We start from the raw sequence: 26,687 nt of genomic DNA, 5'->3' as shown, positions 1-26,687 counted from the left end.
GGATCCCTTCGGGAAAAGGGAGTAAATCGTTGAAAATCATTGCTCCCGGAATTTATCCCGAGACTTCGGGAGGGTTGGGGCAAACAATGATTTTCAACAAATGGATTTTTCTTGCTGGTACTATTTAATACAGGGCAAATCCCAACCGGTAAGCGAAGTTAACCTTTCATCATTGCTTTCTGTTTGCAGCCTGTCAAATCACGGCATCTCGTGCGCCGTTGCCCGGATAGAGACCAGGTCGCCTTTTCGGATGACTTTAATTTCAAGCTTTTTACCGATACAATCCCCGGTGAGTAGTTTATGCAGATCATCAATGGAGCCAATCGTCTGGTCATTGACTCCGATCAGGATATCGCCTTTCGAAAGTTCCTTGTTGTCAATCCCGTTTTTTGAATCAATATCACTCACATACACCCCGGTATTTTTCTGCAGGTTGAAGCCGGAGATCAAATGCGGCGCTAACCTGATGGTTTGGCCGACAATTCCGATGTAAGCCCTTTTAATCTTCCCCTTTTCGAGTAAAGCTGTACTGATGTATCGTGCGATATTTGAAGAAACCGCAAAGCAAATGCCCTGGGCGTTTTTTATGATAGCTGTGTTCACACCGATTACTTTCCCATTCGAGTTGAGCAGTGGTCCACCGGAACTTCCGGGATTAATGGCTGCATCCGTTTGGATGACATCGTCAATTAACCTGCCGGACTGGGTGCGTAAAGTTCGCCCCAAAGCACTCACCACTCCGGTGGTCACCGTATGTTGAAAGCCAAGCGGATTCCCGATGGCAATTGCGATCTGCCCGGCCTGGAGTTGATCGGAGTCGGCAAATTCCAGAGGCGTCAACCCTTCGAGATCGATTTTCAACAATGCCAGGTCTGTGGCAGGATCGGCGCCAAGCACGGTCGCTTTTGCCTCCTTGCCATCAGGGAGCGTGACAAAAATCCCGGATGCCTGGTTTACCACATGATGGTTTGTGAGTATGATGCCATCTTGTGATATGGCAAAACCCGAACCGGTTTGGGCTTGTCCCTGGTAAGCAGCAGGCTGCTGGCTCTTGGTTATCCTGATATTCACCACCGATTGGGAAGCTCTTTTTACTACACCAACAATGGTTCTCGAATAGACGTCGAGGAGTTCGGAATCATTAGCCTTTCCCGAAGGATCAGCTTTTAAAGTAAGGTTGGTTTGATTTATCATCATCTAAAATTTGGAATCGCTAAGCCAACACCAGGCCAAACAGATCACAGGTGACATAATGACGTTATCGAAAACACAAAGTTCATTTTCATACACTTAAACATTCTTAAAAAATGTAACCATCCCATTAAATTGCTTACTTTTGCCCTTGTAAGATAAAACACAACCAGAAAAACAAAAACATATAGTTTTCACATTGTGTTTTTACTTATCAGTTAATCAATTACTTATCTTTATTCTTTTTATTATGAACATTTTTGTAGCCAATCTGAGCTTTAAAATGCGGGACGAACAGCTCAAGAAGATTTTCGAGCCTTATGGCGAGGTCGAATCAGTCCGGATCATTACCGATCGCAATTCAGGTCGCTCCAAAGGATATGGCTTTGTAGTCATGCCCAACGATGATGAAGCAGCCACTGCGATTAAAGAACTCAACGAAATGGAGGTTGAGGAAAGAAAACTTGTCGTTAAAGAATCTGAGGAACGCGCTGAACCAAAAAGATTTACCGGTCGCCGCGAGTAGAACATGATACTCCATTGGACGCATCAGAAAGAGGCTGTCTAAAAAGTCTGGTTTTAACCCTAAACGTTAAAAATCCAAATGAAAGACTTTTGAGACAGCCTCTTTTAATTTTCAATTTGAATGGAATGAAAATTCTGAAAAACAAACCCCCATTGCAAGTTCATCACAATGGGGGTTTTAATGTCAAGACCTACTGACAAAATCAATACTTCACCAGTCTTCTGGTAAACTGTTGTTTATTTACTTCAATCTGAAGGATATAAACCCCCACAGAAAGCTCACTGATGTCAACCTGCTGTTTTTGTCCAATAATCTGGCGACCCATTACAGGTTGTCCGTCAATCCTGAAAATTTCAAGGGTAGCGTCAACGGAGCCTCCACCCGGAAACTGGATCGAAAACTCATTTTTTGCCGGATTCGGTACAATCTGAATCTGTTCATATAGAGATGAAATGGATATCCCTGTTGCACTCAATTCGACACTTTTGACTACTGATATTCCATTTTCGGAGAAAAGTGCATTATTATTTGGATAGGCCATTTCGAAACTAAAGTTTAACATGTACTCAGTATCGGTAGAATTTCTGAGAAGTTTGAAAATCACTTGCTCATTTTCATTAAAACCCTCTTTCTCAACTGTCGTCGGATCATTACCGAAAAGTGTCAGGGCGGTGGTTTCATTTTTCCAGACAGTCACACCATAGCAATGACCCTCTTCATCATAAGCAGCAATCATGTCGCCCTGGATAAATGTGTTGCCGACGGTTGAGGGAATGGCAACAATGTGGGTGATTGGCGTAACGGCAAGGTTAAACTGCGACAAATCCAACAATTCCGATGGCTTTGCAGTAAATTCCTTCACACCACATTCGGGGTAGGTAATTTCCTCATAACCGCCCATCATCACATAATAGGACTTTCCGGGTTCCATTGTTCCAAGTGTATTGATACCCATTCCTGGCCAGTAAAGATTCCAGCCGGCTACTTCCTTGACAAGAATCACATCATGGCCGGCAAAGAAGTCTGCAACATTCACACTACACGATGATAAAACGGGTATCAGGTTCCATCCGCCATACAGATAAAGGGTTTTGGATTCTTCTGTTACACCAACAATGTTGAGTTGCACCGAATTCGCCACCTTCACCTTGTAGCCTGTTTGGGTGTTCCAATAAACGATCGTGTTGATATTTTCTCCCGGCCAATAAACGCCGTAATCACTCTGCAAAATGATCAGATCAGAAAGTATAGGAAGGAACATGGGTTCGACATTGGGATCAAAAGGAATGAGATAAGAAGAAATCCCGCTCCAGCCCTGAGGTATTGAGAGTTCCATCATGGCGCCTGTAACAGTAAGCGTTACAGGAATAACTATCAGTGGCTGATCAGGATCATTACTGTTGATGTTGATGTCGGCAGTGTAGGTTCCCGGAAGGAGATTCTGGGAATTAAACATCACATACAAATAATCCGAGGAGCTAACTGCAAGTGTGCCGTTATATGGAGTTACTTTTAACCAGAAACTATTCATTAAATCCAACGCATATTCAAAAGCATTTGGAAGCAGATTGGCATAATTCAATCCGTTAGCATAACCCCACTCCAGTGTCATTCCCATGACAAGGACAGTTCCACTCCCAAATTTATATTCTACCAAAGTCGGGTTACCCAATTCATCAACAACTATCACGCTGGCATCAACCGGCAGATTTTCGAAAGATTCATGACTGGCATGGAGTCCTACGTATGGTGAATAATTTCCCGCGACAATGGGATGCAATGGATTATTAACATAATTATTTTCACTTAAATATTCATCAACACGGGTTTTCATCCCTCCGGGGAACAATAATTCCGGAACTCTTTCCACTGAGTAGGTAGCACTATGCATTAACATAGTTCCACCCATCGAAACAAAAGATGAAAATTTGGCGAGGTTGCTCTGATAAGCCAGATAAAACGAATTTGGCTGATTCGACTCAAAAACAATGATGTCGTATGGAGCAAGATCAATTGTGGCCATGTCCGCAGACGAGGCAACAGAGACAGTTGCACCCAATGCTTCAAAAATTGGAACATTTACATTGAAACCCCAGGCAAGATTATCCCTAAAGATTAATACGTTGCCCGATGCTGTTCTCGATGGATTAAAAAATGGCTTTGATGCAACCTGATCTCTGCCAGGAACATTACTCGTCGTTTCAGATGAGCTTGCGAACCCAGGCTCAGGCATTGGGGTAGTTGAAGGAGTTTTACTATTTCCGGTAATTGTAACATTATAGTTCAACGGACCTGAACCGCTAGTGTTGCTAATTAAGGGGTATTGATAAGCAATCTGGTTTGGCTGTAATTCCTGGTCGAGAAAAGAAGGTGTTACTTCAATATTTGGGATACCAATCCATTCAACTGCTGCCGGACCGGCGGCAGACGACTCGCCCCAGTAATATTGGGCAGTGACCATGTATTCATAAGAACCATGAGTAGGCAGGTTATCCAGATAGGAGGTTGAAGAGGTGGATGTGAGCCAGGTACCATCACGATAAATATTAAACGCTGAAAAATACCGGCTGCCCGAATTACCCGGATCATCGTAGAATCTTTTTGGTTCATTGAAAGGATTGGTTACAGCCTCTCCGAAACACCGGGCGCCGGTTCCCTCCGAAATAGTACCGGGAAGTGTTACCTTTTCCAGAATTACCGGAGATTTATCCATTACAAGGCTTAAAGAAACATTATCCCACAAAACTTCATTTATACCTGTTTCAACATCGTAACTGCACATATTTACATAACCCGAAACAAAGTAACTGTCAGTAAAACTGTCTAAATAATTACCATTGATATAGATTTCAATCATACTGCCGTCAGCATTGATCATTACACTGTTTGTCTCACCCAAAACAGTATTGATAAAAGAAGTTGTTGTCCATGGAATTACAGGATATTCTGATCCGTTCAATTCCAGCCAGACACTGTAAAATCCTGAAACAGTAAAAGCAACCAGATAACCATTCACGGGATAGTTGTAAGACATAAACCCGTCTGAGCGGATAAAGGCTCCAATTGTTGATGCATTAGAATTTTCACTTTGTGTGCGAATGAAATCAAACTCCAAATCGAAGTTGGAGTAAATGGCTTCATAATAAGTACTTGCCCAATCGTTTGTTGAAGTTCCGTTCATTTTCAGGTAACCATCAGAAACAGAAAACCTTGGATCGGAGAAGACAAAGTTATCGGCTATTCCGTCTTCAAAATCTTCAAAGAAACCTTCGGTAGCAAAGTAATCCCAGTTTAAGGATACTTCACCGGTTTCCTGATTGAGATCTGCTGTCAGGTTCGTTGGTGGAACCAACAAATTCTGCTGGGAAATATTCAAGACAAAATCACCGGATTCATCGGTGGAAGAAATCTTTACGTAATAGGTTCCCGGAGCAAGTAGATTATAATTAATCTGGGATTGAAGTGATCTTTCCCCTGTTTTTGTTTGCTCTCCGGCACAAGGGTAATCGTCATTGGCGCTCACCAGTGTGCCAGCGCAATCGGAATATACTTCGAGGTAAGTATTAAAACTTGATCCGCAAAGGGATACGGATACATTGGGAACATAATCAAAGAGGCTGAAACTGTACCAAACATCTGAAAAGGAGTCGAGGTATCCGTATTGCTCCGGGTCATTTACAAATCCGTAATCAACAGCCTCATCACAACTAGCGCCGCTCCCCCCTTCGGTAACGGTTAAATCAACAGGTAATACTACGGTTGGACTATAGGGGTCGTTACTTGTAACATTAACATTCGCATAATAAGTACCGGGAAAGAGATCCATTGCATCAAAGGTAGCATCAACGTAATACCCCCAACCGGGTGGCACTGTATAGCTGAAAGACCAGAGGGAAAGCCAATTGAGCGCTAAGTCATTAGTAGTTACAAAAACATCATCGATTAACCACCCGGAATATTCATTGGAAGCACTATCCCCCGTATCGAAATAAAACCTGATCTGAATTTCCTCACCAGCATAAGCTGATAGGTCAAGATAACTGAATACCCAACCATTGCTGTGACCATTGGGAGCATTGCCATAATCACCCCGAAGCGGAGTCCAGGATAGTCCGCCATCCGTTGTAACATCCACCATGCAAAAATCCCATTCCGGTTCAGTATCGTAGCTTTCATAAAAATAAAGGTAAACTGCTTCAAATACCCCGGTCAAATCAATCGGAGGGCTGATCAGTGCATTCGAGATTATTTCCCCTGTTTCATAGGTTCCGTTCACTTCATCGGCGCACCACCAGCTTGTTGTCGGGCTGCTGTAGTCCTGGGAAGTCTGGTGCCATAAGTCGTTAGCACTGTTACCTGTGTAGTCAGCCACACTCCAGCCATTTGAACCACTCTCCATATCATCATAAAAAACGGTGAAATCATCTTTGACTTCTTTCAACATTTCTTTCAACTTCGGGTTGCCATTGGCATGAAAAGTTGATTTTCCACCCTTTGACCTGTGATTTCCATCCTTTGGAAGCGCCGAACCTTGTCGCAGATAATCTATACTGAGTTCAAATTCAAGATCTGCATCCCCAAAATTAATGACCAAAAAAGATTGCATACTGGATTCACCGGGAGCCAGGGTTTCAGAAAGATAATCAGGATCCAGGTAGATAGACGGGAATCCCTGGTCAGCATTAACTTTCAACCAGTATTCACCGGTTTCGCCATTATTTCCCTGCAAAAGAACATAATAGGTTCCTGCTTCAAGAGAGGGAAATTCAATGATTGACTGAGTCCCCAGTTCTTTCGGATTTTTTAAACCACAATCCGCATCATCGTTATATGCAATGACATTCCCATCACATTCATCATAAATGGTAAGTTGGGTATCAAAGGTAGAGCTACAAAGCGAAACAGACACATTCTCGGAGTAATTTAGTAATTCGAAATAAAACCAGATTTCGTCATCAGGATTTTCGAGCAATCCGACATACCAGTATTCGAGGTTCGACATATACGATGCATCGTAGCAGCTACTACCCCACCTGCCTCCCGAGGGGTGTTCAACCTTAAGATTAGGTTTGGCTGCTGTTTGCAGCAAGTGTGGTGATGTTAACCTGAGTTCTTCAACAGAAACTGCTTTAACATTAGCTCCCGTTTGAGGAGAAACCTGGGCTAAGGCGCCCAGTAAAATGAAAGAAACGAATGTAAAGAGTAAAAATTTAATGGATTTCATAAGCATTAAGTTTATTGGTTATTAAAATTGCAAATAAGTATTATAAAGCCTAATTAAAACGAATGATAACTTTGATTGTTTGCTTATCTTACCTACGTTCATTTTCAATTTATGAATTTTTAACCCATTTCTTTAAAAGCGTTTTGCAAAAACCTGATAAACAATGCAATTAGTAAATTTTAGGTGAGCGATTCAAATCCCATTTTATGGAGTTATTAAAACGAATTTGTTAAGAAACTCTTAACAGATTGGCAAGGGTTTTAGCCTCCATAAAACGGTCATCTTACCTATTCAAGGAAAAAGAGGCTGTCTCAAAAGTCTGGATTTAACCCGAACCGTTGAAAATCAGGAGTGCCCCGTCCCTTCCCGTAGGGATCCCCATGGGAAAAGGGAGCCTGATTTTCAACGTTTTCCCTTTAGGGATCAAGGGTTAAAAAACGTTGAAAATCCAAATGAAAGACTTTTGAGACAGCCTCTTTTACCAGTTTACTATCCAGGTCACCCTGTTCTATGACTTCTCTATTTCTCTGGTTTTCCACATCCCGGGAATGTGATCTCTGTGGCACTTCCCATCTTCACAAAGTAGGCTTTACCGGGTTGCATAACTTCGAGTGTATTCACGTTCATTGATGGCCAGAATAGTTTCCAGCCGGCAACTTCCTTGACAATAATCAGGTCTTTGCCGCTAAACAATGCCATGACATCAACATCGCACTGGGACAGCACCGGGATTAGATTCCATCCCGCGGAGAGTTGCAGGGTTTTATCATTTTCTAGCGACCCAACGAAGTCCAGCTGAACAGGGTTGGACAATTTGATGGTGTAGCCTTCATGCGTATTCCAGTTACCAATTGTATTGATATTTTCCTCAGGCCAGTACATTGCTGTTTGGGATTCGAGTATGATCAGATCAGCGATTATTGGCTGGAAAATTGAAACAACCGAGCTATTTTGAGGAATCAGGAAAGATGATAAACCGCTCCATCCCTGGGGGATGATCAGTGTATGCAGGTTAAGTGTGGTAAAATTCTGAGGACCTGTCCAACTGCTGAAAAATCCACCACCGCATGAAGCCCTGACATAGCAATCATAAATCATCCCCGGTTGAAGGTTGACTAATGTATAGGGCCTGTTGGTAATTCCGCTGTTTAATGTTCCGCTGTTTGAAGGATCAAAACCACTTTCACCCCACAAAATATCCCATTGGTTCTCCACCCCACCGGCGATCCAGTTCAAACTGGCGCTGGTTGCTGTGGTATTTGAAACAGCAAGTTCAGTGGGCGCAGGGCAGAACACTTCAACTGTAACTTTGACTTCGTCCCAACCACTGCAACCATTGTTACCGGTTACAGTAAGTCTGTAAGTAGTTGTGGAAGCAGGAGAGGCTATAGGATTGAGAATATTGGGATTGCTTAATCCGGCCGTTGGCGACCATGCATAGGTGAAAGGCGCTGCACCGCCGGTAACTGTTCCGTTAAGCTGTGTAGAACCTCCCGGTGGAATGGTTACATCTGCCCCTGCATTAACCACCAATGAATTGGCAATTGTATTGACAGTCCCGTTAGTAAAGAATGCAGTAACAATATTACCATTGATATCGCTGTATTCGCAATTGCCCGAAGTTTGTGTATCCCATGAGAGGGTTGTGGATATCCCGGAATTGGCAATGAATTTATACTGGATCAGCGTACCCGATCCTATTTCTGCAGCATCCAGTGAAGCCCAGCTAAGGATAACTTTGTTTTCCGATTGATTAACAATCAGAATTCCGTTTAACAATTCAGCATGTAATGAATGGTAACCGGTGTAGGTCAGCTTTGTCGGATCATACAGAAGTACAAGAGAAATCCCCCCAATATTATTACAATTGGTGACCTGAACAGGGACATTCACATTGCCGGTGCATGAATTACTTACACTACCGGCTATAGTATAAACAGGCAGTTGTGTAACCGTAAGAATTCCGGGATCAGAATAAACAAACGGGCTGCAGGTTCCGGCAATGTAACAACGGTACCAATTGCCGTTCAGATTGGCAGAAGCCGGGTTGACAGTAAGGTTGGCCGTAAGCACTCCGCTATATGGAGCGCCATTCATCAGATTGATCCATGTCCCTCCGCTATTTGTACTAACCTGCCATTGATACCCAATGGAAGTTCCCGTTGCACCGACTGAAAAAGTTGTGCTTCCACCTATATACGTTGTCTTATTCACAGGCTGGGTATTGAGAACCGGGGGTTGGTGCACTGTGACACTCCCATTTACAAAATTGGTAAAAATGGTCGTTCCATCAATCGTCACATACTCACAAGCTCCTGCCAGCAGCGTATTCCATGTAAGAGCCGATGAGCCCGGAGTACCGGTAAACAGCAGTTCAACCAGTAATCCTGTCCCGATTGTAACAGGGGATGTTGAGTAGCCGGTCATCAGTACGCTGTTGTTAGCAGCATTGATGATTACATTGGCGTCATTTAAATTTGTATTTAATGACTGATATCCTGCGAAAGTGAGTATTGAAGGGTTGAAATTCAATGTCAGCGAAAATGAAGCTACATCAATAAACCGTTCAACATTGATCGGAACAACAAGAGAATTGCCCGGACAACCTGAAATGGTGGCGGCTGTAGTAGTGATTTTGGGCAGCACAGTCAGCTTTGCGGCATCCGAGTTTACAGAAGGGGAACAGGTTCCGCTGATTACGCATCGATACAAATTACCATTCAAGACTAAGGTGGCGCCAGAAATTCCCAATGTAGCAGCATTAACGCCACTGTAAAACCCTCCATTGGTCAAGTTAGTGAAAGTGTTCCCGTTATTTGTGCTGATCTGCCATTGATAACCTATACCTGATGCCTGCGCTGTGACGCTGAAACTGGTATTGGTCAGTTCGGGGATCAGTTTATCGGTTGGATGGGTAGAAATCACAGGTGGTTGGAAAACAGTGAAAGAATTATTCTGAAAAACAGCAGTAATCCGCTCGCCCGACAAACGGGTGTATTCGCAGTGCCCCGTAAGATTCGTGTTCCAGTTTAAGTTAGCTGATCCCGTCACTGCGTCGAACTTCACTTTTACCAGGGTGGTGTCGGTGGTAAAGGTAACCGGTGTGGTTGTCGCCCAGGTCATGTAAACCATTCCACCAATGGCATTGCAAACAAAATTACCGGCCGGGATCAGGGGGTTCAGATTTTGGTAACCCGTAAAAGCCAACACATCAGGCGGGTAGGAAAATGAGAGTGAAAATGAAGCTACATCAGTGAAGTTTGAAGTTAGCACAGGGATCAAAATACTACCCGGGCAAACGTTTGGCGCCTCAAATGATGTGATCAGCGGCTTTGTGACCGAAAGTAAGGCGTGATTGGTTACAGCCACAGGAGAACAAGTTCCGGTAATTTCACTACGATAGAGATATCCGTTGAATGTCAAAGGAATATTGGATATTGACAAGGTCGGAGAGGTTGCTCCTGAATAATAGCCACCGCTATTAATCAAAGTCCAGGTTGTTCCACCATTGGTGCTTAAGTACCATTTATAGGATAAACCTGTTCCGTTTGCGCCCACGCTAAAACTCGTGCTTTGTCCGACGAGTACCGATTTATTTTCCGGTTGGGAAGTGATTACAGGAGGTTGCTGAATCGTTGCAGTACCATTAACAAAGGTTGCCGGAATAGTTGTGCCATTGGTATGTGTGTATTCGCAGTTGCCGGGGGTTTGCGTATCCCAGTTCAACATACTGGTACCCGGAACGGCATCAAACCGCAGGTTCATCATCGTGCCGGTTCCAATGGTAGCACCTGATGAGCTTACCCAGATGATATACGCGGAGTTGCCCGAAGCATTCACCACCAGCTGCCCCGAAGCCATTGATGCATGTAAATTCTGGTAGCCCAAAAAGCTTAGTACTGTGCTGTTAAAGTTCAACACCAGCGAAACCGCACCCACACTGTTGAAGTTGGTTACATTGATCGGTACCAGGATTTCATCCGGACACGATGTAACCGAACCCGCAGTAGTGTTGATGGTTTGCGCCTGTGCGTTACCCTGCCATATAAGCAGGATAATCACGGGTAGAATTTTTAAAAAATACTTTTTCATGGTTGAAAGTATTATTCGGTTACAACCATTTTAATGACTTTTGAGCCGGTAAAGTTGGGCTGCTGAACTTCAATTTTCAGGAAATAAATCCCTGCTTCAAGCAAATTTTTGTCAATGACGATTTCGTGATTTCCGGTCGCCATGTTGGTTTCAGCGATTTCTTTCACCTGTTGCCCGATTTCGTTGATGATGCTGATTCTCACGCTGCTTTCGGCTTGCAGGGTAATATGCAGTGGCTGATTTGCTGCCATCGGATTCGGATATACGATAAATGGATCACCAGGTTTATCGTTTCCAATACCTGTGGTTTGGTGAATGATTTCAGGAATTTCGATCCATGAAGGAATCGGGTTGGCCGATTCATCAGCCAATTCGCAGGATTCATCAATCCCCAGCTGGACATTGTAGTTCAGCCCTTGCAGGTCGAGAGATTTCATCTTCAGCGTCAGCATCACTTCGTCATTCGACACACTCATTGCATTGAGGTCACACCACGCTATTTTGGCCAAGCCATCCGATGCATTGAATAAGTAACTTTGAGAACCGTTCATCAGTTCAACGCCAAGCACTTCAAAGTACTCTTCCGGATAAGTAAAGCCCAGCGAAATAGCACCAACTTTCATCCCATCCTTCAGTTTCACCGGGACATCAAACTCGGTAAATGAGCCAATGGTGACGCTTCCATTGTAAATGATATGAACAAGCGGATCATCCTTTTTGGCTGGTGCATAGGAGGCATCCACATCACCAAAGCAGAGCATTTTGATGTTGTTGGTTATCTGATTGCCATTGATAGTCAGGGATTCGGTGTGCCACAAATAATCCCCTGATGGGAAAGAGTTGATCAATGTAGCAAACCGTTTCATAATAAACAACGCATCTGTGCCATTCACCGTGGAACTCTTGTTTACATCGGCAGCAGCCAGTTTCATCCCGGTAAGCGTTTCCAGCTGAGCAAAATGACGAAGAATTTTCAAAGCATCTGTTCCATTTCCCCCACCCCATGCATTGGAAGGTGTTATCGTCATCTGGTAGTTACCTGAAGTAAATGGTGCAAAGGTGTAATTGCCAAGTAAATTTGTAGTAGTAGATGCAATGGCAGTTCCTCCAAAATCTTTGATGGCCATTGCCGCATTTTTCATTGGGTTGGAACCAGGGTTGGCATATTTTACCCAGCCACTCATCGCGGTTGTTGGTGTAGGCAAAACGGGAAGCTGTGCGAAATTACCAAAGTAAACAATCCCTTTGGCTGAGTTGTCGTATTTATCATAAATCCGGGATGCGATCATCGCGGAGTCGGCTGTTCCCCAGAAATTATAACGGGCGTTGATGTTGTTGGCTGTGTTGTTGTACAGTTCATGTGTTCCGGCGTTGTGATAGAAATTGCAGGTAAACTCCGCCGTGTTGCCAATGGTAGCAGAACTTGAACCGTCGAGATACATACCATAAGCGCCGTTGTTGATGAAACTTGACTTTTTGATGGTGAGTGTTGAGTTCATGAGTTTTAAACCGGTTTCAGTGGCATCGGACAGAACACAATTTTCCAGCACCGGTTGAGTGGTATTCTCAGCATAAATGTTATACAGGTTGCCTTTTTCAATGGTGCAATAGCTCAGCAAACTTGTTGCTCCAGCCCAGTCGCTTCGGTCTTCAAAATATAGCCCAGACCAGTCGCCAGCAATCCCGCTGGCCGGTCTGAAAATTATCCGGTTATCGCTGGTTCCTGGTGCATGCAACTCACCACCGTAATTCCAACCACTGAGATAGTAACCCATCTGAATGCTTTTACCCGAATTAAAATTTAGAATTACTCCCGGCTCTATGGTTAATCTGCAAACTTCATTAATCCGGCCGATGAGGATATTGTCCAGTAAAAGATACTCTGCATTGTCCTTGGTGATGGTGCGGCTTTCTGTGAAATTCCCTCCTGAAAGCGCAATCTGATTTACGCCATTAGCGGTGAAGGTATTATTAGCGTGTGTAGGTGACGACCACCAGTTGGTATAATACACCGGGTATCTTCCATTATTACTGAACGTGTTAGTGTTATAGGCGCCATGGCTTTGATAATACCTGATACCATCTGTTACTGCGTTTCGTAAGGTGCAATTTTCGATTGACACCGAATTCGTGTTCTCACAATAAATATTGTAGTCATTGGATTTTTCCACCACACAGTATTTCAACTGATTGGTTGAGCCATTCCAGTCGCTGCGGTCTTCAAAATAGATTCCATTCCAGTTTCCTTCTGTTCCGCTGTAAGGGGTAAATGTAATCAGGTTAGCGGCATTTCCGATGGCATACAACTCACCACCATGATTCCACCCACTGAGATAATAACCTACCTGAATGCCTTTTCCATCTGCAAAGAAAAGCGTCAGCCCCGGACTGATGGTTAATCTTCGGACATCGTTGATTTTGCCAATTTTAATATCATCGAGGATATGGTAATTGATTCCATCATTAAAAAATGTCCTGTTTTCAGATAGGCTACCACCGCAGTATCCTATCAGGTTGATCGCGTTGCCGGAATAGGTATTCCCAACCATCGTCGGGATGGTATTCACTTCGCTGATGTATACCGGATATCTGCCATTATTTGTAATTGAACTGGATGATACAGAGTTATAAGCGTTATTAAACTTTAAGCCATCCAATAAAGCATTTTTGATCTGGCAGTTGCCTAATGAAGGTGAATTGGTATTCTCAAAATAAATATTGTAGTTATTCCCTTTTTCCACCACGCAATGATTTAACACCGAAGTTGCTCCATTCCAGTCGCTGAGGTTTTCAAAGTAAATGCCTTCCCAGCCACCTGCAGTACCGTTAAGCGGTGTGAAGGTCACCAGGCTGTCGGCAGTTCCGATTGAGTACAATTCACCTCCATGATTCCATCCACTGAGGTAAAAACCAATCTGCATGCCTTTTCCCGGGAGGAATTTGATGCGGTTTCCCGGCTCAATGGTGAGTCTGCAGATACCGTTAATCTGTCCAATCCGGACATTGCCAAGCATAATATAGTCGTAAGCTACCGAATACCAGCGTTGGTTATTTCCAACGTCTCCTTCATTGATACAAATCCCGTTATAGGTGTTTCCGGTCAGTGTCAATGTTCCATCGGGCGGATAAATGGTGAAATTTGGGGATGGAAAATGCAACCCGTACAAGTTATTCTGGCATGTAGTTGAAGCATAAGTTGGTGTCGAAGTGCTTGATGTGTAATAAATGCCGGCGGCGCCATTTGCATTCATGTTACATGAAACAAATGTAGGATTTGAGTTTTCCAGATAAACGCCATTCGTACCATTGTTTCTCACTACCGAATTTTGAAGATTAATATGCGATCCATTCAGCCTGATTCCGTTGGTCGAAGAGTTTCTGATGGAGGAATTATTAATCAAAGGTTCATTGGATCCGTTACAATAGAGGTTTGCGCTGTTCCCTCCGTTCCCGGCATTGGTAATTACAGTGTAGTTGAATTGTGAGGAAACTCCGTTATCACTGTCCGGATTGAAATAGATGCCATTCCAAAGTCCTGGGTTATTGGTATAGCCCACAAATTTAACTGAATCTGCAACTGTTCCGCTACAGATAATGTTTGCCTGCCCCACTGTCATAGTGACTCCCGGAAGGAAAACAATTATAGTTCCAGCCTGGAATGTGTGAGTGCCAGCTGTAAATGAAATATCTGATGTAGCCCAGTAAGGACTGGCAGCCTGTGTGAAAGTTGGTATTGCGTTGAGGTTTCCTGCAAGCTGTGTACCGGGAGTAAAAAGGGTAAGATCGCTGAATACCGGCGCTGCAATGGCATTGCTGGTGAAGTTTACTTTAAACTGAAGATATTGCTTGGTTTGATTCACAGTGATTGGGCTGGTTGAGGTGGCTGCGGTCCAGTCACCCCAAACAAGGTCATTTCCTGCTACGCGGTACTGAACACTAACGGCTGCACCTGCGGGAGTAGCTGCAGTGAAGGTTAATTGTGAAATTAGGCGTTCAGCACCAAGTTCATAAAACGGATTAGAAACAAATAATCCGGCTTTTTTAAGATTAGTCGGAGATAATGTGAGATTGGCATATCTGGTATTGTGAATAGGTGCGCCTGAAAGGTTTTCACCACCACAATAACCAATCTGGCCATTGGAAGCAAAGGCTGCACCATCTTTGGTGTAATCATACATTACATCAGGGGCAAGAGTCCAGACCAGTGGCGAGGTGGTAACATCAGCCCAGTAAACCGTATTTTTCAATGTTCCGCCGCTCTCTCCGGCAAGTACGGTGATGATGCCATTAATAGCAACAGAGGAGTGATTACTTACCTGGATGGGTAAAGCTGTAGCGGTAGTCCATACCCCTAAAGCACCATTATTTCCGGAGGTGGCATGATATACCGTGTTTGCTTTTCCTCCACCAAGAGTGAAACCTCCCAAAGCATATACTTTGTCCCCGTGAACTACCATGCTGTGTCCATTGCGTGGAGCAGGCAAATTAGTCCCATTACTGAATGCAGACAGGGTATTATCAGCCAGCACTTTTGCATAATAAACAGCATTTCTTGCAGTGGTGGCGCTCGTATTATGCGCTCCGCCGGCTACATAAATGTATCCGTTGCAATAGACTGCAGTATGTCCCCACAAAGGCACAGGAAGTGTTACTGCTGATGTCTGCCATGGACCTATAGAGCCGTCAGTATTGATAGTTGCGTAATAAATTGTGTTATAAAGATTCGTATCATCCCGTCCACCTAGAACATAAATAGTGTTTGAGCCAATAACGACTGCATGATCTCTTAACCCCACCGGTAATGGATTCAACGTTGTGTATCCGCTGATACCGCCCGATTGCAGGGTGGCACGGTACACCGCGTTGGAATAAGTGGCGTCGTTGTACCCGCCAACCACATAAACGTACCTGTTGTTCCAGGTTGCAGCTTTATGTCCCATAAGGGTTTGGGGAAGAATTGTTGTGGTTAGCCATGTACCCACTGCAGTAGCCTGAAATGGAAGATAAACATTGTCAGATCCCACCAGCAGATCGTTGTATGACCCTTTGTAAAAATCTGCATTTGTGGTTTGTGGAAACTGCACCTGACCCTGCAGAGTCAAATGTCCGGAAATCATCAGGAAGAAAATTCCTGCCATCACCTTTTTCCAAAAGGAAAAAGTAACCAATACATTAGTTTTCATGTGTAAAAGTTTTGTAGTTGATAATTAAATGAAGAGAGAACTTCGTACAAAGTTCCATTTAAATAATTCATTCACCAAATAAATTGACAGTTTTTTTTTATTTTTTTTTCAGAAAACAAAACCTCGGTTAAATACAGATTTTTATTACCTTGATTTATTGCAAATTAGCTTGATAATCAAAAATATACAACCGAATAGAAGTACTCTAATGAATGATTTTTCAAACAGAAATAAAACAACATTTTGTCATTTTTCAGTAGCGTCAAACCACTTTTTTCCACTCATTTTTCAGCATGCTGTAAACTTCCAGATCGATAAATTGCCCGTTGAGCCATTCGCCATTTCGCTGGATGCCCTCAAAGCGAAAATTTAACCGCTTAGGGACATTACTGCTCTTTATGTTACCAACACCGCAACAGATCTGCACGCGGTTCATTTCCATTTTCTCAAACGCAGCATCAATCATCGCTGCAACGGACTTTGTGATGATCCCCTTACCTTCGAATTGAGGTGCGATCCAGTACCCGATTTCCAGCTTCTTATTGATCCGGTCAATATCTTTGAACCCAATCAATCCGGCTGTTTCATTATGGTAACGAATGGTGAAGACCATTTCGCGGCAATGTGGAGTAAAAAGGCTTCCAATGAAAGCCTCTGTTTGCGAAGCATTTGTTGTCATATCAACGAACGGTAGCCAGTTTCTAAGGCGTTCGCGGTTTTGATCGATCAGAAGGAAAAGTGGCTCAGCATCTGAATAACTTATCCGGTAAAGTACAATGCTATGACTTACGGTTAATGAATTGATCATGCCCGGCAGATTTTTGGATGAAAAAATTTATATTGCAAATGTAGCCGATTATTTGGGTGTTTTACATCCATTTTTTATGGATAAAACATTGCCAAACATTTTGACGCTGCAAAATACAATCAATGTAATTTCACGGGTAATTCAAAACCTATGACAGGTTTTTAATCCTGTTCATCAAACTATTTATGTTTTAAAAATTACCGGGGGGCTTATCCCTTAGGGTTTTTGATGAAAGAAAACAATGAGAATACCCATGATTAAGCCACCGAGATCAAATCCGGTAATTACTTCAGGACTGAAAATAAAAAAGCTACCTTTTTCAAGGCAGCTTTTCCAATGTTTCTGTAAAAAAGGTTTATACCATCCTTCTGAAGCGAATCACGACAAAGGTAACCATCAACAGAATGCCGAGGTAGAGTGCCCAGTTGGAAACAGGTACTTCGGGTGCTCCCCCGCTAACACGCCACACATAGTTTATGCTGCTTCCCGGAGGTGGAGGGTTATCCCAAATATAGGCGGAAGTTGCTGACCCGGTAACACCCGGATCATCATACCCAACATTGCCAATATCCAATTTATAATCCTGAGCATACTCAGCCCAACCCGGGATACCCCAGGTTACCATCCATGCTGTAAAGGTTATGGTGCTGGGATCAGTGCTGCTATTTGTGGAAATGGCATAATCACTTGGGACACCACCGAAAAGTAAAGCTGCTGCTTCCTGGCCGGTGTAACATGGAGGATTTGTCCAATAATAAGGGCCATCGAGCCCATCAAAAAAGCCAATATACGTGTAAGTGAATCCGTCCTTCATTTGGTTCAATGAACTTCCTCTATTCTGTGGTTGAACAGCCTCGGTAGGAGGAGAGTATTTAAATTTGTCCTGATTCTGTCTGGCCCATTCCGAACTTGTCATCCCAGATGGTACATTCTGCCCTGATAAGAGGATAGCAGATGAACATGCTAAAATAATTAATAGACTTTTCATTTTTTTCATAAGGTTATGATTTTAGTTAAACATTTAGCAAAAATAATCAAGTTTTTTAAATTAAATCGGCAGCATGGTATAAATAATTCCTGACAAACATAATCCGTACTAACATTTTTTTCAATCTATTAATTTCCAATATCTTATTTTGAAAAAGATTTCGTCTAGATTAATTAGTCCCGGATAAAATAATTGAATTAAGGTACAGTAAACCAATGATTATGGCCTCAGTAGTTCGTCATCAATACAATGATAAAACACGTTCTCCCGGTAATGAGGAACAAACAAACTTCCGATAAATGCCTCTGTTTTTTCCAACTTAGCGTCGAATCCACAAACGGCAACCAAATTTTGAGGTGATCCTGGGTTTTGTCAATTAAGCTGAAAAGAACCTTCGCATCTGAATAGCCTGCCTTCTGGAATGTTATGTTGCTATTTACTGTTGATGAATTGATCATCTGTAGATGGAGATTTGATAAATTTTCAGTTAAAGCGTTTCAAATGCAAAGGAATATCTTGGTGAAAGGTTGCAATCCATTAAATTGAAAAACAATCCCAAACATTTTCCTGACCGAAATTACATTCAATGTACTTTTGCCCCCAAATTCCAAAAGCAAAGGTTTGACAACAAAGGAAATTTTAGCGCATCTGGAAAGGCGCCCTGAAGTCATTGAAATGACCGGGTTAATCAAACAAAACGTTAATCAGCGCCTGCGTATTTCAGGCATGAAGGGTTCGCAACCTGCATTTGTTGCGGCTTCATTGCTCACCATCCTGCAAAAAGTGCAGGTGTTTGTTTTGCCTGACAAAGAAACAGCAGCCTACTTCCACAACGACCTCGAAACGATCTTTGATGAGCGCGACATGGAGTACAGCAAACGAAAAGTTTTGTTTCTGCCCACATCCAACAAAAGATCATACGAAACGGACACTTTTGACAGTGCGAGCGTTTTGCTCCGCAGCGAGGTACTCAATAAGATGCTCAACCACCGGGGCTTTCTCGCCGTAGTGACTTATCCTGAAGCGCTGGCCGAAAAAGTGACCGACAGGATAACTGTAAGTCAAAATACATTGAAAATTACAAGAGGTGATAAATTGTCGCTGGACTTTGTGATGGAATTCCTGGCGGAGATGAGTTTCGATCGTGTGGATTTCGTCGTTGAGCCGGGACAGTATGCTGTTCGCGGAGGTATTCTTGATGTGTTTTCGTTTTCAAATGATTACCCGTTCCGCATCGAATTTTTTGGTAATGAGATCGACACCATCCGCAGTTTTGATCCTTCCAACCAGCTCTCGCTCACCATGATGCCCTCCGTCACCATCATGCCGGACCTCCAAAACAGGGAGTTTAAAGTTGCTAAAATTCCTTTTACCGGATTTTTGCAAAAAAGCCCGGTTTTTTGGTTCGAAAACCTCCCCCTCACCATCGAAAAAATGGAGGCAGGATTTGAGAAATTAATTGACCAGCATGGCCAGCACCAGGCCCACCCTGATGATAAACCTGACTTACACTTTATTTCCGGAAAAGAATTCCTTGGAGGAATAATGGATTTTGAAGTAATCGAATTTGGCGGGCAACCCTTGCTGGAGCATTCTAAAATCTTCACTTTTGATGCTGCACCGCAACCTTCGTTTAATAAGAATTTCGGCTTATTGATCCAAAACCTGAATGATAATTCAGTAAATGGCATCGAAAACATCATTTTTTCTGCCAACCTGAAACAGGCTGAGCGCCTGCATGCCATCCTGGATGACATCCATTTGAAAGAGGGGAAAAAGAACCGAACCACCTATTCTACTGTGGCAAGGCCTGTTCATGAGGGTTTTGTTGATTACGGGTTGAAAATTGCCTGTTACTCCGATCACCAGATTTTCGACCGTTACCACCGTTTCCATCTGCGCGACGGATCAAAAGGGAAAGAAGCACTTACCCTCAGGGAGATTTACAACCTGCAACCCGGCGATTTCGTTACCCATATTGATCATGGTGTAGGACGGTTCGATGGGTTGGAAACGATTGATAACAATGGCAAACCACAGGAAGCCATCCGTCTTGTTTACCAGGATGGCGACTTGCTTTATGTCAGCATTCATTCGCTGCATCGTATTTCAAAATTTGTTGGGAAAGAAGGGATTGCACCAAGCCTTAATAAACTGGGAACCAGCAATTGGAACCGACTGAAGGAACGTACCAAGAAAAAAGTAAAAGATATTGCCAGGGAACTGATCAAGCTTTACGCTGAACGAAAAATAGCCAAAGGATTTGCTTTCACACCCGACAGTTACCTTCAGCACGAGCTCGAAGCTTCGTTCATTTATGAAGACACCCCCGACCAGGTAAAAGCGACCATAGACGTGAAAACCGACCTTGAAAAAGATTATCCGATGGACCGGCTTGTATGTGGCGATGTGGGATTCGGCAAGACGGAAGTGGCCATCAGGGCAGCATTCAAGGCAGCCACCGACAGCAAACAGGTGGCAGTGCTTGTTCCAACCACCATTCTTGCTTTACAACACTTCAAAACGTTCAGTCAACGGCTGGCCGATTTTCCTGTAAAAGTCGAATACATCAACCGTTTCAAGACCACAAAAGAGCAAAGCCTGATCACCAGAGCGCTGGAAACCGGAAAAATTGATATCATCATTGGAACCCACAGGCTGGTGGGCAACGACGTGAAGTTCAAAGACCTGGGACTCCTGATCATAGATGAGGAACAGAAGTTTGGTGTGGCCATCAAGGAAAAACTCAAGAAGCTGAAAGTGAATGTGGATACGCTCACCCTAACCGCCACTCCCATACCACGAACGCTGCAATTTTCGCTTATGGGCGCCCGCGACCTCTCCATTATCAACACTCCCCCACCCAACCGGATTCCCATCCGCACTGAGGTCAGAGGCTTTGGAGAAGAGGTAATCAGCAACGCCATCAATTATGAAATTTCCCGCAACGGCCAGGTCTTTTTCGTTCATAACAGGGTGCAAAATATCAACGATGTGGCCGACATGATCCGCAAATTCTGCCCTGGAGTAAAAGTCGGGATCGGCCATGGGCAGATGGAAGGCAAGCAACTGGAAAAAACCATGCTCGAGTTCATCGAAGGCGACTTCGACGTGCTGGTGGCCACCACAATCGTCGAAAACGGGCTTGACATTCCCAATGCAAACACAATCATCATCAATGATGCGCAGAATTTCGGGTTGAGTGATTTGCATCAATTGCGGGGCAGGGTCGGACGTGCAAACAAACAGGCGTTCTGTTACTTGCTTTCACCACCGTTGTCAACACTCACGCAGGAAGCCCGTAAACGACTCAAAGCCATCGAAGAGTTCTCCAACCTTGGAAGCGGCTTCAACATTGCCATGCGCGACCTCGATATCCGGGGCGCCGGAAATATGCTTGGCGCCGAACAAAGCGGGTTCATCTCCGACATCGGTTTTGAGATGTACAATAAAATCCTCGATGAAGCCATGCTCGAATTACGCGAAGAGGAATTCAAAGGTGTGTTTGCTGAGCATGAGGAGGAGATTTATGCAAAAGACTGCCAGATTGAAACTGATCTCGAACTATTGATCCCAAAAGAGTATATCTCGGTCACCACCGAACGGATCAGCATTTACAAGGAACTCGACAGCATCGAAACAGAAGAAGGATTGCTACGCATCGAAAAACAACTGGTTGACCGGTTTGGACCAGTACCGGAGCAGGTTACCGGTTTGTTCCAGACCATAAAACTAAGGTGGATGGCCAGGAAGATAGGCTTTGAAAAACTTGTGCTCAGAAATGAAAATCTAATTGGTTATTTTACAGGAACTGAAGATTCATCTTACTACAGTTCTTCAGCATTTACGCACGTACTTGATTTTGTAAAAAACAATCCAAGATCATGCGCTATGCGGGAAAACAAACAGAAACTGAGTCTGAAATTTGCAGGGGTTAAGTCGGTTGCGGAGGCTATAAGAAAACTTGAACCCCTGGTTCATAAAACCGGCATCGCTCTCTAACCCTACCCTCTACCTTGCGAGGCACGCAGTGCCGAAGTTCTTGATTTTGCGAGGCACACAGTACCGAAGTTCTTGATTTTGCGAGGCACGCAGTGCCGAAGCTCTTGATTTTGCGAGGCACGCAGTGCCGAAGCAATCACTCCTTTTTCTTCTCTTCCTCTCCCTCTTTCATTCCGTCTTTAAACTCCTTGATCCCTTTGCCCATCCCCCTCATTAGTTCCGGGATTTTTTTGCCGCCAAAAAGGAGCACAACAACTAAGATAATGAGTACGATTTCGGTTGGGCCTAAAAAGCCTGCAGATTGGATGTGTGAAATATTCATTGTAGTGTGATTTAACATGGCAAAGATAGATTATTTTGATGGATTGCATATTTTACCATCGGGTTGTTTACAGCTTGTTGAGCTGATTTAAAGAAAAATATCTGTTTATTTAAAAAGTTAATTTTCTAACAATGTAAAAAAAAACAGCAAAGCGAACGATCGAATTTTTCAATCCTTTGTCGCTTATATAGTGTCATTCTTTTTTCCTAAACTTTTAATACCAAGATTCTTTGCATTTAATCGTGAAACAACTTTTACTTTAGTTGTTTTTTCTAGTTGCAATCGAGCAACCTTTGCCACTTTTCCGCCTTTTTTAGCAACTTCCTTATTCTCACTAAACGAATTTGGTTCGGTTTTTTGCGATATTTCAGTTGTTGAGGCTTCAGCCAGCATATTTAATACGAGTTCAAGATTTGTCATGTGGTCACGAAGATTCTCTTTTTTTAAAGCTTTGTAATTTTTATATTGCTTTGTCGTAAAACCGCTCCATGCCTTTGAAATTTCATTAGTTAATATTGCATATTCCTGACCCTTTTTCACTCCTCTTTTTTCCCATTCATCTGTAAGGTCTTTGCGAATTTCAATACTTTTCAATCGTTGATTTACCCACTCTTTACTATAGCCTTTTTTAAGATATGTTTCCATCAGACGGTCAATTCCTAATTCTGGATCATCAATTTCGTCAATTCGCTCCCTTCCAACTTGTGCCAGCCACATTTTAAATGGTTCTGCTTTTGGGGACGGGATGCTTTGAATGAGTCTGAATAATTGCTCTGTATCTGCAACATCAGTGAGCCTCATTTTCCCATCAGCTGCTACCATTTTTAAAGCGTTACAATTTGTAACGGTTTGGTTCCCTTCTTCAATTAACCTCTTTTTCAAAACCCGCCAGTACGTAGCAGGATTTTCACTTTCAGTAAGTACACTTATTACATCAACAATTGAAAAAAACCACTTTTCACTATTTTTGTCCCAATGTGCTCGTATCTTTTTATCATTAAAAAGCCTGATTGCTGTTTCTTTTGTCATATCAAAAAATCTAATCGGAAAACGAACTGAAATTGATTTCTAGTCTTGTTTTTACAATTTACACTGAAAGCCAACGTGTTTACAAATCCTGATCTTCAAACAGGTTCAACTGGTTAGGCGAAATGTATTGTACCGGTTTTTCTTCCACCCGAAGCGAAAGATAGTGGTCGATGGATTTCTTAATCAGCTTGATGGTCGTGGTATTGCGGGCACGGCAATTCTTGTCGAGCGATTTTTTTTGCCTGGCTGAAAGTTTAAAAACAATGGGCTTGAATTTAGTGACCTTCCTTTTTTTCTTTGCTTTTTTTGCCATAATGCTCTGCTTTAAAAATCGCCTAAAATTACATAATTTCAGATAAAAGCAAAGAAGCGATCTTCGATTGAGGAAAAATTTGGAAAATTGTTATTTCCGGGAACAACTCAACTGTAATCCGATGCTTCCGCACTCGGTGTCAATGTTGACTTTAACCTTTCACAATCTCCCTGATATCGCTGATCATCTTTTGGGCGAGGTGACTGGCTTTGGCTTCGGAGTCGCTTTCGGAATAGATGCGGATAATGGGCTCGGTGTTGGATTTGCGCAGGTGCACCCAGTCGTTGTCGAAATCTATCCGCACCCCATCCAAGCTGTTGATCCTGAACTTGCTGTATTTTTCTTTTACCTTCTCCAAAATATCATCCACATCCATTTCGGGGTCCAGGGTGATTTTGTTTTTGGAGATGAAATAGCTGGGATAGCCGTACCTGAGTTGTGAGCATTTTTTTCCTGATTTGGCCAGGAAAGTGAGGAACAGCGCAATGCCCAGCAGCGCGTCGCGGCCATAGTGAAGCCCGGGATAGATCACGCCGCCGTTCCCTTCGCCGCCAATCACCGCGTTTACCTCTTTCATTTTGGTCACTACATTCACCTCGCCAACGGCCGACGCATGGTAAGCGCCGCCGGCCTTTTCGGTAACGTCCTGCAAAGCCCTGGTTGACGAAAGGTTGGAAACCGTGTTGCCGGGTGTGTTTTGCAAAATGTAATCGGCCACTGCAACCAGGGTGTATTCTTCGCCAAACAAACTTCCGTCTTCGTTAATGATGGCCAGTCTGTCCACATCGGGATCAACAACAAAGCCTACGTGACATTTCTTTTTTACCACCAGGTCGGCGATTTCGAACAGGTTTTCGGGCAATGGTTCGGGGTTGTGGGGAAATATTCCGGTTGGCTCGCAATACAGCTTTTCGATCCGTTCCACCCCAAGCGCTTCGAGCAATGCGGGAATCGCAATACCTCCGGTGGAGTTCACAGCGTCGAGTGCGACTGCAAAACCTGCATTTTTAATGGCATCAACATCAACCAGCGGAAGCGCGAGGATTTTCCTGATGTGGAGATCAATAAAACCGTCGTTCACTTCCGTTTTGCCCAGTTCAGTGTTGGCCGCAAAGCGGAATTCCTCTGCATCGGCAATTTTCAGGATTTCTTTTCCATCGGCATCCGACAGGAACTCTCCCCGTTTATTCAGCAGCTTCAGGGCGTTCCATTGCCCGGGATTGTGGCTGGCGGTGATGATGATGCCGCCATCGGCGCCGGCTTCTGTGACTGCTATCTCAACCGTTGGCGTAGTGGAGAGTCCGGCGTCAATCACGTCAATTCCCATCGCATTCAGCGTCCCTGTTACCAGATCGTTCACCATTGCCCCCGAAACCCGCGCATCACGTCCGATCACAATTTTCAGCCTGGGTTTTTCGGTTTGCAATTTGATGAAAGTGGCGTAAGCCGCAGTGAATTTGACGATATCAACGGGAGTTAAATTCTCGCCCGGCTTGTCGCCGATGGTTCCGCGAATTCCTGAAATAGATTTGATCAAAGGCATAGTGAAATTTTTGCCCGCAAAATTACTTTCATTTTTTACTTGAGGTTGGAGAAGATTTGAAAAAAAGGCTAACCAGCCGGATTCAAACCGTGAATTGCCAGCAAAGCCCACCTCAGTTTCATGTTTGGTGATTGTTTTAAACCATTCACCAGGTGAATTGGAATTTTGTCCGAAGGACTACTTTGGAGAATCTTGAATGAAAAACATTCACCCGGTGAATCACCTTCAAAAGACACCCCAGTTTCAGGTTTGGTGATAGTTTGGTAACATTCACGGGGTGAATTGTAAACCGGGATGAAAGCTTTGCTGCGCAGGCTTTGAGCGGGAGGAGGGGATGGCAACCCCGAGCTTTAATGACCAAAAGTCATAACTAAAAGTCATTACAATGACCAACGGTTAATTACTGATTCACTATATTTCACCTACCAAAGCCATGTTAGTTCCAGGTTTGGTGGGTGTTTGAAACCATTCACCTGGTGACTTGGAATATTGAATATCGAACAAGGAATATCCCTGCCTGACTGCGTCATGCAGGCAGGGAATATTGAATGAAACACAGTCACCCGGTGAATCACCTGAAAAAGCTGCCAGAGCTAGAGGTTTGCTGGGGGTTTGGGAACATTCACCGGGTGAATTGGAATATTGTCAGAAGGACTCCTTTGGAGAATATCAAACTAGGAATATCGAATATTGAATTAACCAAAGTCACCCGGTGAGCTACGATCAGTACTTCCCACCATCCTCTTTTAGCATCGGCACAAACCGCACGGGCAAAACGGATTCACGGATGATTTTTCCTTTTCGCTTGCGTAAAAGTACAAGTTCCTGAACTGAATTTTCCTTTCCGACCGGGATAACCATTCTTCCCCCTTCGGACAGTTGATCCTGCAAGGGCTGCGGAATATCCGTCGGCGCGCAGGTTACGATAATGGCGTCGAAAGGCGCATGCTCCGGCCATCCCAGGTATCCGTCGCCGATCATTACATGTATATTTTCATACCCCAGTTCGTCGAGCAACTGCATTGATCTTTTGCCAAGCGGCTCAATGATTTCAATAGTGAAAACACTGTCAACCAATTCGCCGAGAATGGCAGCCTGGTAACCGGAACCAGTTCCGATTTCGAGCACCTTGTCCGTTCTTTTTAGTTCAAGCAACTCGGTCATAAATGCAACCAGCGACGGTTGCGAAATGGTTTGCCCTTCACCGATCGGCAGGGGCTGATCCCTGTAAGCATAGGGCTGCATATTTTCCGGCACAAAACGATGGCGTTCAACTTTATACATGGCTTCGATCACTTTAAAATCGGAAACTCCCTGCCCGAGTATATAGTTAGAAACCAGTGCCTCATGTTCAGCCCGGCGGCTGGTAGTCTCTTTTACCTGCCCGCTGCATTGACCAGAAAGCAGCAACACAAAAGCTAAAAGACAATTATTCAGCAGGTTTGACATAGCCAAATCCTTTCAGC

13 protein-coding genes are annotated in these 26,687 nt (G+C 43.7%); 2 read left to right on the top strand and 11 right to left on the bottom strand.

Features of this window, described 5'->3' with window-relative positions:
• Positions 1 to 198 precede the first annotated feature (198 nt).
• A complete protein-coding gene (locus tag IH598_06465) occupies positions 199 to 1,194 on the bottom strand; it encodes a trypsin-like peptidase domain-containing protein (GenBank protein MBE0638141.1) in 996 nt (331 codons plus the stop codon).
• A 247-nt stretch (positions 1,195 to 1,441) separates the two neighbouring features.
• Here IH598_06465 and IH598_06460 point away from each other — a divergent pair, with 247 nt between their 5' ends.
• A complete protein-coding gene (locus IH598_06460) occupies positions 1,442 to 1,717 on the top strand; it encodes an RNA-binding protein (GenBank protein MBE0638140.1) in 276 nt (91 codons plus the stop codon).
• A gap of 202 nt (positions 1,718 to 1,919) precedes the next feature.
• On the opposite strand, the gene IH598_06455 is transcribed toward IH598_06460, so the two are convergent.
• The 5 genes from IH598_06455 to IH598_06435 all read right to left on the bottom strand — a co-directional run bounded on the left by IH598_06455 (position 1,920) and on the right by IH598_06435 (position 18,021).
• A complete protein-coding gene (locus IH598_06455) occupies positions 1,920 to 6,941 on the bottom strand; it encodes a T9SS type A sorting domain-containing protein (protein MBE0638139.1) in 5,022 nt (1,673 codons plus the stop codon).
• Positions 6,942 to 7,460: 519 nt separating this feature from the next.
• Positions 7,461 to 11,033, bottom strand: a complete 3,573-nt coding sequence (locus IH598_06450) for a fibronectin type III domain-containing protein (GenBank protein ID MBE0638138.1) — start codon at positions 11,031 to 11,033, stop codon at positions 7,461 to 7,463.
• A gap of 11 nt (positions 11,034 to 11,044) precedes the next feature.
• The gene (locus IH598_06445; protein ID MBE0638137.1) at positions 11,045 to 16,216 is read right to left on the bottom strand and encodes a right-handed parallel beta-helix repeat-containing protein; all 5,172 of its coding nucleotides are present in this window, start codon (positions 16,214 to 16,216) and stop codon (positions 11,045 to 11,047) included.
• Between the two features lie 262 nt (positions 16,217 to 16,478).
• Positions 16,479 to 17,024: a GNAT family N-acetyltransferase gene (locus tag IH598_06440; protein ID MBE0638136.1), complete on the bottom strand. Its 546-nt coding sequence runs from the start codon at positions 17,022 to 17,024 to the stop codon at positions 16,479 to 16,481.
• A gap of 355 nt (positions 17,025 to 17,379) precedes the next feature.
• Positions 17,380 to 18,021: a hypothetical protein gene (locus IH598_06435; GenBank protein MBE0638135.1), complete on the bottom strand. Its 642-nt coding sequence runs from the start codon at positions 18,019 to 18,021 to the stop codon at positions 17,380 to 17,382.
• Positions 18,022 to 18,687: 666 nt separating this feature from the next.
• Here IH598_06435 and mfd point away from each other — a divergent pair.
• Positions 18,688 to 22,014 carry a transcription-repair coupling factor gene (gene mfd / locus IH598_06430; protein MBE0638134.1) on the top strand — a complete coding sequence of 1,109 codons (3,327 nt, stop codon included), beginning with the start codon at positions 18,688 to 18,690 and terminating at the stop codon, positions 22,012 to 22,014.
• Between the two features lie 136 nt (positions 22,015 to 22,150).
• Here mfd and IH598_06425 read toward each other — a convergent pair whose 3' ends face one another.
• From IH598_06425 to IH598_06405, 5 genes are all read right to left on the bottom strand, one after another.
• On the bottom strand, positions 22,151 to 22,336 hold the full coding sequence (locus IH598_06425) for a twin-arginine translocase TatA/TatE family subunit (protein MBE0638133.1): 186 nt from the start codon (positions 22,334 to 22,336) through the stop codon (positions 22,151 to 22,153).
• 183 nt (positions 22,337 to 22,519) lie between these two features.
• Positions 22,520 to 23,365: a Bro-N domain-containing protein gene (locus IH598_06420; GenBank protein MBE0638132.1), complete on the bottom strand. Its 846-nt coding sequence runs from the start codon at positions 23,363 to 23,365 to the stop codon at positions 22,520 to 22,522.
• Positions 23,366 to 23,444: 79 nt separating this feature from the next.
• A complete protein-coding gene (locus IH598_06415; GenBank protein MBE0638131.1) occupies positions 23,445 to 23,678 on the bottom strand; it encodes a hypothetical protein in 234 nt (77 codons plus the stop codon).
• Between the two features lie 151 nt (positions 23,679 to 23,829).
• Positions 23,830 to 25,221, bottom strand: coding sequence for a phosphoglucosamine mutase (glmM, locus tag IH598_06410; GenBank protein ID MBE0638130.1), 1,392 nt, complete (start codon positions 25,219 to 25,221; stop codon positions 23,830 to 23,832).
• A 723-nt stretch (positions 25,222 to 25,944) separates the two neighbouring features.
• On the bottom strand, positions 25,945 to 26,670 hold the full coding sequence (locus tag IH598_06405; protein ID MBE0638129.1) for a protein-L-isoaspartate(D-aspartate) O-methyltransferase: 726 nt from the start codon (positions 26,668 to 26,670) through the stop codon (positions 25,945 to 25,947).
• Between the last annotated feature and the right edge of the window lie 17 nt (positions 26,671 to 26,687).

The organism is Bacteroidales bacterium (genome assembly GCA_014860585.1).
In the GTDB taxonomy this organism is placed as follows: domain Bacteria; phylum Bacteroidota; class Bacteroidia; order Bacteroidales; family 4484-276; genus RZYY01.
The sequence above is the reverse complement of the archived record's forward strand: the minus strand, read 5'-3'. Positions and strand labels throughout refer to the sequence as shown.

Excerpts from the sequence above, each read along its gene's own strand:
- IH598_06450 (MBE0638138.1), bottom strand. The coding sequence starts at position 11,033 with ATGAAAAAGTATTTTTTAAAAATTCTACCCGTGATTATCCTGCTTATA.
- IH598_06405 (MBE0638129.1), bottom strand. The coding sequence starts at position 26,670 with ATGTCAAACCTGCTGAATAATTGTCTTTTAGCTTTTGTGTTGCTGCTT.
- IH598_06425 (MBE0638133.1), bottom strand. The coding sequence starts at position 22,336 with ATGAATATTTCACACATCCAATCTGCAGGCTTTTTAGGCCCAACCGAA.
- mfd (MBE0638134.1), top strand. The coding sequence starts at position 18,688 with ATGACCGGGTTAATCAAACAAAACGTTAATCAGCGCCTGCGTATTTCA.
- IH598_06455 (MBE0638139.1), bottom strand. The coding sequence starts at position 6,941 with ATGAAATCCATTAAATTTTTACTCTTTACATTCGTTTCTTTCATTTTA.
- IH598_06440 (MBE0638136.1), bottom strand. The coding sequence starts at position 17,024 with ATGATCAATTCATTAACCGTAAGTCATAGCATTGTACTTTACCGGATA.
- IH598_06460 (MBE0638140.1), top strand. The coding sequence starts at position 1,442 with ATGAACATTTTTGTAGCCAATCTGAGCTTTAAAATGCGGGACGAACAG.
- IH598_06445 (MBE0638137.1), bottom strand. The coding sequence starts at position 16,216 with ATGAAAACTAATGTATTGGTTACTTTTTCCTTTTGGAAAAAGGTGATG.
- IH598_06420 (MBE0638132.1), bottom strand. The coding sequence starts at position 23,365 with ATGACAAAAGAAACAGCAATCAGGCTTTTTAATGATAAAAAGATACGA.
- IH598_06435 (MBE0638135.1), bottom strand. The coding sequence starts at position 18,021 with ATGAAAAAAATGAAAAGTCTATTAATTATTTTAGCATGTTCATCTGCT.
- glmM (MBE0638130.1), bottom strand. The coding sequence starts at position 25,221 with ATGCCTTTGATCAAATCTATTTCAGGAATTCGCGGAACCATCGGCGAC.
- IH598_06465 (MBE0638141.1), bottom strand. The coding sequence starts at position 1,194 with ATGATAAATCAAACCAACCTTACTTTAAAAGCTGATCCTTCGGGAAAG.
- IH598_06415 (MBE0638131.1), bottom strand. The coding sequence starts at position 23,678 with ATGGCAAAAAAAGCAAAGAAAAAAAGGAAGGTCACTAAATTCAAGCCC.